Below are 11758 nucleotides of genomic sequence, written 5' to 3'. Positions count from 1 at the left end.
CAAGCAAAACTTTTGGCGGTGGACGCTCTTAAGCGATCAGCGTCTCCTTGCTTGAAGCTGCGTATCCACGTGGCGATACGCCGAAATAGCTCTTAAAACGCTTGGAAAAGTAGTACTGATCCTCGAAGCCAACCTTCTCCGCGATTTCTTTTACTAAAAGATTTCCTTGCTCGAGTAGCAGGGCGGAGCGGATGAGTTTCAAGCGGATCAGCATCTGTGACGGTGTTTCATCGCAGAAGCGTTTGAAGAGGCGGCAAAGATACTGGTGCGAGATGTGGAACATGTCTGCGACCTCATGAGCGCTGAAGATGTTCGAGTAATTGCTTTCCAGATACGACTTGCATGCCTCGAAGGTCGCGTAGGATGGGGTGGAATGTGGCTTCTCCTGCACGTCTACCGAGTCGAGACGGACGATGAGGTAGTTTAGCAAGTGGCTGCAGATTTCTTGTGACTGTGAGTAGGCGAGGGTGCCGCACTCTTGGAGCTCTTGGAACACATGGGCTATCCATTTTGTGCATTCGGGCTTTAGCACTCCGGGGCGTTGGAAAATCTGGTTCTGAACAATGCGCTCGCTGCCGTCGCCAGAGAAATCGACGAAGTACTTTACGAGGGTAGTGTCTCCGGTGTTGGTGATCTTGAGTTGGCAGTTCGGTGTGTAGGAGAAGAGGCTGCCGGCGGAGAGTTCGTACTTCTCCCCGTTAAGGGTAATTTCGCAGGTGCCTGCTACGATGTATTCAATTCCGAAATACTTGAAGTGGTTGCGTTCGACTTGGTAGTCTAGAGAGCACTGTTCGAGGCCACCGCATGCGATGGTGAACGATTCTTTCTTATCTGCGTCCAGATCGAGAATGTAGTATTCTCCTTTTTCGATCTTCGGCGCGATAAAACTAGGCTTTGTGACTTGAGATTGGGGCATATTCATAGTCTTAGGCGTTGGTTAATTTGATTGGGGTGCTAGCTTGATTTAGTGATGTTTCAAAGAGCCTCGGCCGAAATGGAGGTCGAAGCTGAGGTCAAACCTTGGGAGTGGGCGGTCACCTTGATGGAACCGGACTCTCCGGGCTTGGATTTCAGGAAGAGCATACAGAGCCCGTTGAAGGCTTTGCGATGGCTCGCCTGAAATGATTCTGTAGTAGCTGGATTTCCATTTCCGACGGCGGCGATTTCCCCAGGGCCTTCGATCTCGAAGGTTACGAGGTTGTCGCTCTCGGGAACGAGATTGCCGTCTTGGTCCTCGATACGGACCGTGATGAATGAAATATCGTAGCCGTCGCTCTTGATCACCTTTCTATCTGGGGAGAGGGAGACTTGAGCTGCTGTAGCGGCGGTGGAAATTGATTTTTCGCAGATGGCTTTGCCGTCTTTGTAGCCGACTACTTTTAGGGTGCCCGGCTGGTAGGGGACTTCCCAGGAGAGTCGGTACTTGGAGTTGAAGGTTGGGCCATCGAAGCTGTTGAACTTAACGAAGATTTCGGAGGTATCTACGCCTTTGATACGGCGGCCGAGTGATTTTCCGTTGAGGAAGAGTTCCGCCTCGTCGCAATTCGTGTAGCTGTAGACGGGGATGGTTTGGCCTTCGTGGCCTTCCCAATTCCAATGTGGAAGGAGGTGTACCATCGGTTCATCCGACCATTGGCTTTGGTACATGTAGTAGCGGTCTTTGGGAAAGCCGCAGAGGTCGACGATGCCGAAGTAGGAGCTACGAGCTGGCCAGTCGTCATTCCAGTAACCGTTTGTACTGTTGTCGCGGCCGCCGTAAGGAGTCGGTTCGCCGAGGTAGTCGAATCCTGTCCAAACGAACTCGCCTAGCACTTGTGGAAGCTCGGACAAGTAGTGAAACTCGATATCGGGCGGATAAGCCCACTTCGGTCCGACAATGTCGTAACTGGTGACTTCGAGAGACTCGTGCTTCTCGTACTTTTCAACGGGGAGATGGTAGGTGCCACGGGAGCTGACAACCGAGCAGGTCTCTGAGCCATAGACGATCCAGTCGGGGTGTTGGTCGAGTGTTTCCTTGTACTTGGTTGGCTTGTAGTTGAGGCCGACAATGTCGATTTCCGCAGCTAGGCCATTGTCGATAGCCTTGGGGTAGTAATTGAAGCCGGCAGTTGTGGGACGTGTTGCGTCCTCTTCGTGGCAGATATGGTTGAGGCGTTTGGCGATCGTTGCCCCGCGGTTGCCCTTGAACTGCTCTAAGATTTCGTTGCCGATGCTCCACATGATGACGGAGGGATGATTTCGATCCCGATGAATGAGATCGCGGAGATCTCTCTCATGCCACTCGTCGAAGAATTTGCTGTAGCCATTTTCGACTTTGGCCTCTTCCCAGCAGTCAAAGGCTTCCACTTGTACGAGGATACCCAACCTGTCGCAAAGCTCAAGTTGCTCGGGTGAGGGAGGGTTGTGGGCGGTGCGAATAGCGTTGGCGCCCATCTCCTTCATGATTTGGAGCTGCCGTTCGGTGGCTCGCCAATTGACGGCTGCTCCGAGCGGGCCGAGGTCGTGGTGGAGGCAAACGCCCTTGAGTTCGACCTTGCGGCCGTTGAGGGAAAATCCGGTGTCTTTGTCGAAGGCGATGCTGCGGATTCCGAAGGTGGTTTCATAGAGGTCGGCCTTTTTGCCGTCTACAAAAACGGTGGTTTCGGCGGTGTAGAGGTGGGGAGTGTCGAGATCCCAGAGGGCGGGTTTCTTCACCCTGAGCGTTTGCTCGTAGGAGCCGGTTTCGCCAGTGATTTGGAAGGGACCGGTGCGTTTGCTTACGACAGGGCGGTGTTCCGGGTCTAGAATTCGGGTGCGGAGTTCGATCTTGGCGGGCGCTCCCGATTGGTTGTTCACGTCGATGGCGATATCCACTTGAGCGGATGAATCATCGACTTTGGGCGTTGTAACAAAGGTGCCGTTACGCGCTACGTGCACGGGGTTGGTGTAGTTGATCCAAGTGTTGCGGTAGAGTCCGGCTCCAGGATACCAGCGGGAGGAGAGATCTTCTGGCGATAGGCTTACTGAGATGACGTTTGTTTGGTCGTCTCCCCAGCGAAGGTGCTTGGTGATGTCGTAGGCGAAACCGATGTAGCCGAAGGGGCGTTCGCCGAGGAAGTGGCCGTTGACCCAGACCTTGGAGTTGTTCATAGCCCCGTCGAACTCGAGGGTCACGACTTTGCCTTTCTTGTCCATGGGGACGGAGAAGTGCTTGCGGTACCAGGCTTTCCCATGAAAGGGCAGACCGCCGGAGCGTGCGTTGTACTTTACGTCGAAGGGACCTTCGATGGCCCAGTCGTGGGGGAGGCGGAGCTTGCGCCAGGAGGAATCGTCGGTCTCTGGGAAGCGTGCGTCGGGGAGATCGCCTTTTTGGAAGAGCCAGCCTTCGTTGAAGGAGTCGCGAGTTCGAATTGCGCCGTTGGCGTCTGCTGAGGGGATTCCAACGCTGGATAGTGCCATAATCGCGCAGAGGAGTTTGAGGAAAGGGGTGCTCATCGATCGAAATCTATGAACCGGCGAGACAAGGGGTAGGTTTCGCGTCGCCGAGACGTGCAGGTAATCAAAGGGTTGGTGGGGCGTAGTTTCTAGTTCGCCCTTATTTTAGATGAATACCCGAGAAAATGGCTTAGGCGTCCGTCACATTCGTTTGAGTAAATGTTACGGGTTTTGTAACTGTCAGATAGCTAACGTCTTAGCCTCTGGGCTTCCCTTTGGAGCTGCAGTCTTCGTTACCTGATGCGACACGCCATGAAGGGTGTGTGTAACATCTACTGTCCCTGCAGGAACTCGCTGGGGGAGCGTCCGACGTGCTTTTTGAAGGTGCTGCTGAAGGAGCTGAGGTCGCTGAATCCGACTCGGTATCCGACCTCTGAAACGGTGAATTCGCGACTTTGAAGGAGGGTGAGGGCGTGCTTCATTCGCAATGAGCGGATAAATTGGCTGGGGGTCTCGCCGGTGATCGCTTTGGTTTTCCGGTAGAGGGTCATGCGGCTCATGCCCATTTCGCGAGCGAGCGATTCGACGTCGAGCAGGGGATCGTCCATGCAGCTTTCCACGAAGCCGATCGCCTTTTGCAGGAACTTTTCGTCCAGTGGATTACTCGTCAGTTCGGCCGGTTTGATGGGCTCTTCCTGAGGGGCGCTCTTGAAGCGTTGCTGGTTGGCTTTGAGCGTTTCTAGCTGATTCTGGATACGTTGCTTTAGCAGCGGGATCCGGATCGGCTTCGTGAGATAGGCGTCGGCGCCGTGCTCAAGTCCCTCGAGCTCGTGGTGCTCTGACTTCAAGGCGGTGAGCATGATTACCGGGATATGCGAGGTGAGGGGCTCGGACTTCAGGGTGCGGCAAAGTTGTTTGCCGTCCATCTGGGGCATCATGACGTCGGTCACGACGATATCTGGAATCAGCTTCTGGGCGAGGTTCCAGGCGATCTCTCCGTCCTGGGCGGTGGTGATGTCGAAGCTGTCCTTGAGTTCTCCGTAGACGAAGTTGCGGATGTCCGAATCGTCCTCGGCGAGGAGGAGACAAGGCTTCTCCCGCGTGGCGGGATCTCTGGATTCGATCTCGTCGATGGCTTCGTTGACGTTTTCGATGGTCTCGGCGCTTGGGGGCGCGTCGAGGTTGTGCGTCTTCAGCGGGATGGAGACGGTAAAGCGGGTGCCTTGCTGTTTGCCGTCGACGCGAGTGATGGGGCTTTCGACGTTGATGGTGCCATTGCAGGCTTCGACGATGGTTTTGGTGAAGGCGAGGCCGATGCCGGAGCCGCGGACTCGCCTTCTGGGGGCGTTGCCGGCTCGGTAGAAGACCTCGAAGATGTTGTCGATTTTACGGCTTGGGATGCCGCTGCCGTTGTCCTCGACGATGATCTCGGCGAATACGTCCTCCTCGTCCTCGGCGAGAGTGAGGCGTACGGAGATGATGCCATCTTTCTGGGTATACTTGATGGCGTTGGAAACGAGGTTGTTGACGATACGGTCGATCTTTTCGGGATCGAACCAGGCGAAGCTGGCCTCTTGGTTGCAGCGAAGTTCGAGAGTCTGGGATTGGTCGTCGGCGAGCGGACGTATCAGTTCTACGGATTCACGGACGGTGGAGACCAGGTCGGCGTGGGCGAGGTTGAGGGTGATCTTGTCGGTCTGGGCTCGGCGGAAGTCGAGCAGCTGGTCGATGAGGTGGAGGGTTTTGCGGGCGTTTTTGTAGGCGAGCTCGAGAGGGCCGCGATCCTCGCCTTTTGACATCTTGGCGAGGTGACTCTCGAGCGGGCCGAGGATGACGGTGAGCGGTGTGCGCAGTTCGTGTGAGATGTTGGTGAAAAACTGCAGCTTGAACTCGTCCATTTGTACGATGTGGCGGATACGCTGCTTGTAGAGCAGGGCGATGAGGACGATGAAGGTGATGAGGATGACAAAGGCGATGGCGATGAACCAGCTGCGTTGCCAGATGGGTGGTATAATGGTGGCGGTGGTTTGAGCGGGGACTTCGCTGATGTTTCCGTCGAGGTCCATGGCTCGTACTTGGATTCGGTGTTCGCCGCTGGTGAGGTCCAGGAAGACGGCGTTGGTTTGCTTGTCGAAGGGTGACCAATCGTTGTCGTCGATCCGGTACGAGTAGCGAAGTTCGGACTCGGGGGTGTTGGACCAGCGGTCGGAGCCGCTCCATTGTACGAATACGTTGGCGGGCGAGGTGGACTCGATGAGGGGGGAGGTGATGCGTACGCGTGGAGGCTCGCCGTCGAGCTTGTGGCGAATGGTTCCGAAGCTGTTGTAGAGGGCTTTGGTGATTTGGAAGTTGGGGGTGTGCCGGAAGTACCAAGTTCGGGAGGCGAGGTTGACCCAAACGGCTCCGTCGCTGGATTGCTTCAGGGTGCCGCCTTCGCGGCTGAACCGGTTGTTGCTTGGGAGCGCGGCTGGATGCCATCCGGTGCCGTCGAAGTGAGAGATGCCTTTGTCGGTGGCGACCCAGAGAGAGTCTTTGCGGATCTTGTCGTTTAGAATGTAGGCTACTTGGTTGCTGGCGATTTGATCAGGGGCGCTTATTTGCATCCATGATTCCCCGTCGTAGCGGTAGAGTCCGCGTTCCCAGAGGGCGGCCCAGAGTCGTCCTTCGCTATCGAGGGACAGGTGGTCGATCCAGCGTTCCCTGCCGAAGGGAGGCGGTGCGGTAGCTTCTGACTTGAGGGAACTTTGAGTGCGACCGAGAGCCACGCCTCCGAACCAAAGACCGCCGTCAGGCGTTTCGGCGAAACCGACAGGACGGGTGCGAATGAAAGGGGGGCCGTAAGTGCTCGTCTTGTAGCTGTCTCCAGATTTTTCGTACACGACTGCCCCGTGCACGCGAGAGGCAGGGATCTCGTCGCCAGAGCCGAAGATGACGCGGCCGTCGGAGAGTTGGTAAGCTGAAAGATGGGAGATGAAGTTGCCTAGGCTGGGGTGTTTTTGAAGTTTCCAGCTTGTTCCGTCGTAGTAGCAGACGGCGGCTTCGCCCTCGTGGGCTCCGGATGCCCAGATTACGCCATCGCGGTCTCGGAACAGGGACAGGGGAGTGTCGATGATCTGTCCGGTGTGACGTGTCCACGTGCGATAGAGGGGATCGTTTTCAATGATCCAGCCCTCGACTGAGAGAAACCAGCGCGACTGGTTGTTGCCATCGCATTGAAAGTGCAGGCCTGTGTAGTTCTCGTATTTTTCAGTTGAATACAGGATTTCGTGCGTCTTTTCGGCGTAGCCGCCTACGACGATGTTTCCGTTGCGGCGGATGAAGAAGAACTGGTTGTTGCTGGGGGGATTGAATTCTGGGTAGCGGATGGCTCGCCATTCGTTTTCGGCGTAGTAAAAAAGGGCCGCTTTAGTGAAAATGAGGGCTTCTTGCGTGGAGGGCGAGATCCCGGTGACGTGGGCTCTGTCGCTATTGAGTTCGTTGCTTGTTTCTTCGATCCACTGCTTGGATGTATTGGAGAATCGATACGCTGCAGCGTCAGTGCTTGTGTGGATTGCCCAGACAGTCTCTGAATCGGGGGAGGCTACGATGCGCGGGAGAAATTGCTCGCCTGGGAAAATTCGGTAGGCTTCGGTCTCGAGCGGAAGGCTGAGGTCGTTGTGGTCGAACTGGAAGCTTGCGAGTTCGGCGCTTTCGACGTCGCAGATCCAAAGTCGGTTCTTTCGGTCGAAGGCGATCTCTGCGATTTGGTTTGGGATCTGGTCGAAGAGCTCTATTTCGAATCCTTTAATCTGGTAGAGCCGGTTTTCGACAATCACGAACTCGAGGCCATGCGGGCTGGTCGCGAAACGCCGCTGAGTGCTTTGCAGCGTCTGTTCGGCGGTTTGTTCTACTTTCCATTCGCCGGATTCGAATGAGTAAAGCCCGGCTGTCGTGAGAATGTAGATACGTCCGTTCAGCGAAGCGTAGATTTGGCGGATGAGATTGGACTCGGATTGGTCTGGAAGGGGGTGGACCTTGGTCTGGTAGCCGTCGTATTCGATAAGCTCTTGGTCCGTGGCGAAGAAGAGGGTGCCGTCCAAGGCTTCGGTCCCTGTATTCAGTTTGAACTGGTTCAGAGGTTCGAGCTCGATCCAGCGGGTCGGATTGGCGATGGCGAGAGCTCTGGTGGGCGTGTAGGGGGCGGCTGCGCTCCAGTTTAGGTGAAGCAGGATGGGGAGGAGGAAAAATGTCCGTATCGTGTTTGCTAGAGACATGGGTCTGATGAGGGAGAATGTAAAATCCACGCTTTGAGATTTATGGCAAGCAAGAGCTATCGATCGCTGCGGTTCAGAAAGTCTATCTTTCGGCTCAAGACTTCGATTGTTCGCAACTCGAACCAATGGTAGATTAGGGGTGCCTTTGGGCCCGAGTTCAGCTCGGGCTGTCAAAACTACAACCCCCCAATCAAACCCGGCTAACCCATATATGAATAGGATACCTATATCTAGTAGTACCCTGTGGCGTGCTCCTGCCTCGATGGCAGCGCTTGCCCTGTTGATGGCTCCATTGTCTTACGGACAGGAGTCGGACGATGAAGACGAAATCTTCGAACTCAGCCCGTTCACGGTAACGAGCGACGACAATGAAGGCTACCGTGCGACTTCTACGCTCGCGGGTACCCGCCTCAAGACCGAGCTGAAGGATGTCGGCTCTGCGATTTCAGTCATTACGGCTGAATTCATGGAGGACACTGGAACGACGACGGTCGAGGATCTGCTGGTTCACACTGTAAGCACCGAAATCGGTGGCGCGGTCGGTAACTTCGCAGGTACAGGCATCGCATCCGACAATGAAGACGGCAACAGTAACGCTCGCTCTTCTCCACAGAGTAACAACCGTGTACGTGGTCTTTCCACTGCGGCGGCGACGCGCGACTATTTCCTGACGCCGATGGGCTTCGATAGCTACAATACTGAGCGTGTTACGATCAGTCGTGGTCCGAACTCCATTCTCTTTGGTATCGGCGAGCCAGGTGGTATCATCGAAAACAAGATCAAGCGGGCGCAATTGAACAGCGATGATGGTCGGGCTCAGTTCCGTATCGGCAATCGCGGCTCCTATCGCACGACTCTCGATTACAACAAGGTCATTCTGGAAGATCGCCTCTCCATCCGCTTCATGGGGATGATGGAGGAGATCAACTTCAAGCAGAAGCCGACTTTCGAGAAGGACGAGCGTTTCACCATCGCGGCGACTTGGAAGGTCCTCAAGAACGAGGAGTCCGAGTTCTTCGAGCCGACTATGATTTACGCGAATTACGAGGACGTGAAGGTGCGTGGCACGCCTCCGAACGTCATGCCTCCGAGCGATCTATACTCTACTTGGTGGCAGCCTCCTGGTTCGCCAGCGGCGGATGCGATGGTCGGTGTCGACCGTGGCCCTGACTACGCGGCGGACTACGCGGACCGTTGGGTGTTCGACGATTTCTACAAGACGGACACGACTCCGGGCAACAAGTACGCGAGCCAGCCAAATATCTGGAATTCCTACGTGGTCGTTTACGGGGATGCGGATACAGGCCTGCCAGGCGTTGGTTTGATGCGTGACGTTGAGGTGATCGACGGTAACCTCGGTGGCTACGATTACGATTACCCTGATGGCACCCGCAAGACGCCTACTATGCCGCTTCGTTCGAGCAGCAACAATCCTTGGCGCGACTACCCAGGTTTTAAGAAGCTGACGATTCAGAATCGTGAGGTCTTCGACTGGATGAACTACCATATACCAGGCGAGTCTCAGTATGCGAATCACGACTACGATGTGTACAACGTCGTTCTCGAGCAGAACATGATGAACAACAACCTCGGTGTGAAGCTGACTTTCGATAGTCAGCGCAAGGACACCGAGCGTCACTTCCCATTGGGACGTGCCGGTTACCACTCCATCCTCATCGACACCGCCATGTATAAGGCGAATGGCGAGCCGAATCCGAATCTCGGCCGTCCGATGATCGCCGGTATGTGGGATCCGGAGAAGTTCGACTTCGACGAGCGCGACACCATGCAGTTGACCGCTTACTACAACTTGGACTTCACCGAGCAGGATGGCTGGACCAAGCACCTTGGTAAGTACGCATTCATGGGACTGCTCAACGACTACGAGCGCCACACTGAAAACGGTTCATGGCGTCTCTCGTGGGATGACTCCCACGATCCGGAGCAACGTTTCGTGCAGAACCAGAACAAGCCAGGTTCCTGGGGCGGAAGCATGTTCTTCATGACCTACGTGGGCGATCCTCAGTTCGATGCGGAGACGCCTGACGATCTTCGCCTCTACCAAGGTTACTTGAATATGCAGAAGCCGAAGGTCGGCGACGAGTACACGAACTACTACTACGACAAGGTTACCAAGACGCTCAACTACAGCACCATTCGCGTGCAGGAGTTCTTGCAGTGGCCAGGTGGTAAGCACGAGGAGCTCGAGTCCAAGGCTTACACGGTTCAAGGTAAGTTCCTCGATGGCCATGTTTCCGCGATCTACGGTTGGCGTGAAGATGATTCGACAACGTACGACATCAAGAACAACGACTTCCGTGATCCAGTGACCTTCGCTTACACCGACGACGCCTATACTTATGGTTGGCGCAAGGCTGATGGCACTACAGGCATGCTCTCCGAAGCGGATCCCGTTTTGGAGGATACTGGCGACACCACTACCACTCAGTTTGCGGCTCACATGCCGGACGCGTGGTTGGATTGGACAGGGGAGGTTGTCTCCTCGCTCAGCGCTCACTACGTGGAGTCCGAGAACTACAATCCTGCCAATCTCCGTCGTGACATCAACGATGACGTGATCCCTCACAAGTCGGGTCAGACCGAGGAGTACGGATTCACCCTTGGCTTGTTCAACGACAAGGCGCTCGCTCGCTTCACTTGGTACGAGACTTCGATCGACAATATCACCAACAGCAACATGCAGGGCGACCTCTGGAAGCTCCGTTGGCCGATCGCTCTCGCTCAACGCTGGACCAACGCGAAGAACCAGTCCTTCCAGGAAAGCGGTCTCCAGTTCGAAGACTACGCTTGGTACGGTCCAAACGGCGCGGGTCCTGATAAGGAGGGTGCGGTTTACATTCCAGAGCGTTTGGGCAGCTTCAACTCCTTCGACGAAGTGATCAACGCCTTCCAGCAGTCTTGGCCTCTCAACGAGGAATGGAACACTCGCATGGAAGGTGAAGAGGGCAACCAGGAGTTCCGTTGGGATACGCCTCAGGGCATGAGCACCATTTCGAGCGCGATTTCCGAGGGCTTCGAAATGGAGTTGACCTACAACATCCAGAAAAACTGGCGTATGTCCTTCAACGTTTCCAAGGCGGAGAGCGTCTTCGGCAACGGTCTAGCGCTCGAAGGTCCATTCGTGGCTGAGGTGACTCAGAATCTGAAGGATCTCGGACTCTGGGGAATCGCTGATACGCCAGGTGAAGGCGGTACGGTTGAAGGTCGTTGGACCAACAATGCGGTGCAGGCCTACTACTCGGCTCTCTCCAAGGAGAACACGGTGGCTCAAGAGCTTCGTAAGTGGCGCTGGAATGCGGCGACCAACTACACGTTCAACGACGGCAAGTTCAAGGGCTTCGGCATCGGCGGCGCGCTTCGTTGGCAAGATGATGTAGCGACGGGCTATCCTCTGATCCGCAACGAAGTGGACGTGCTCGTACCGGATCTGGACAATGCTTACTTCGGTGGAGACAGCTTCAACGGCGATCTCTGGCTCAGCTACAAGACCAAGGTCAGCGGCGATCGTCTCCCGCTCAAGTTGCAGCTCAACTTCCAGAACTTGATTGGCGACGACGATCCGATCCCAGTCGTGACAAATCCGGATGGCGTGCTCGCGATCGTTCGCGCACCAGTTGAAAAGCGTGTCTTCCTGACCACCACGATCGATTTCTAGGTTGTAGTTATTTATTCGAACGAAGCCCGCAGGCCTATCAGCCTGCGGGCTTTTTTGGGGTTCATCGCCAAATCCAGTGGATTGCTATTTGAGGCGAGACTGTTGGTGTTCCCGCTTCAGCGGGCTTATCGGTTTCTGTTGCTTAGGGTTGCCGCCCAAAGGCGGGACAACGGTTGGGTTCTCTTCAGCTGTATTTGGTGGTGACTTTTTTTGAGGAGGGTGGGGGCTTGGCCCTTCTGCGTTTGCGCAGAATGATGTCGAACGTTCGACATTATTTTGCGCAAGCCCGGGGGAGCTTGGGGGGAGGGGTGCTGGGTGTCCATCGGGGGCGATGGACGTTACCTTTGGAGGCGGTGGTGGTAGGTGACGTGGCGATTTTGGGGACTTCGTTTGCCTGCTTGAGGGGCTGGAGTGG

The 11758-nt window shown here is 55.5% G+C and carries 4 protein-coding genes; 1 reads left to right on the top strand and 3 read right to left on the bottom strand.

Annotated elements, in window-relative coordinates:
* Positions 1–28 precede the first annotated feature (28 nt).
* From JIN87_RS00340 to JIN87_RS00330, 3 genes are all read right to left on the bottom strand, one after another.
* Positions 29–922, bottom strand: a complete 894-nt coding sequence (locus tag JIN87_RS00340; RefSeq protein ID WP_200353504.1) for an AraC family transcriptional regulator — start codon at positions 920–922, stop codon at positions 29–31.
* 53 nt (positions 923–975) lie between these two features.
* Positions 976–3474: a beta-galactosidase GalB gene (galB, locus tag JIN87_RS00335; RefSeq protein ID WP_200353503.1), complete on the bottom strand. Its 2499-nt coding sequence runs from the start codon at positions 3472–3474 to the stop codon at positions 976–978.
* Positions 3475–3746: 272 nt separating this feature from the next.
* Positions 3747–7667 carry a hybrid sensor histidine kinase/response regulator transcription factor gene (locus tag JIN87_RS00330; RefSeq protein WP_200353502.1) on the bottom strand — a complete coding sequence of 1307 codons (3921 nt, stop codon included), beginning with the start codon at positions 7665–7667 and terminating at the stop codon, positions 3747–3749.
* 262 nt (positions 7668–7929) lie between these two features.
* Here JIN87_RS00330 and JIN87_RS00325 point away from each other — a divergent pair, with 262 nt between their 5' ends.
* Entirely contained in the window at positions 7930–11343 is a 3414-nt protein-coding gene (locus tag JIN87_RS00325) for a TonB-dependent receptor plug domain-containing protein (RefSeq protein WP_200353501.1), read from the top strand.
* Positions 11344–11758 lie beyond the last annotated feature (415 nt).

It is taken from the genome of Pelagicoccus mobilis (genome assembly GCF_016595505.1).
Classification (GTDB): Bacteria; Verrucomicrobiota; Verrucomicrobiia; order Opitutales; family Opitutaceae; genus Pelagicoccus; species Pelagicoccus mobilis.
The sequence above is the reverse complement of the archived record's forward strand: the minus strand, read 5'-3'. Positions and strand labels throughout refer to the sequence as shown.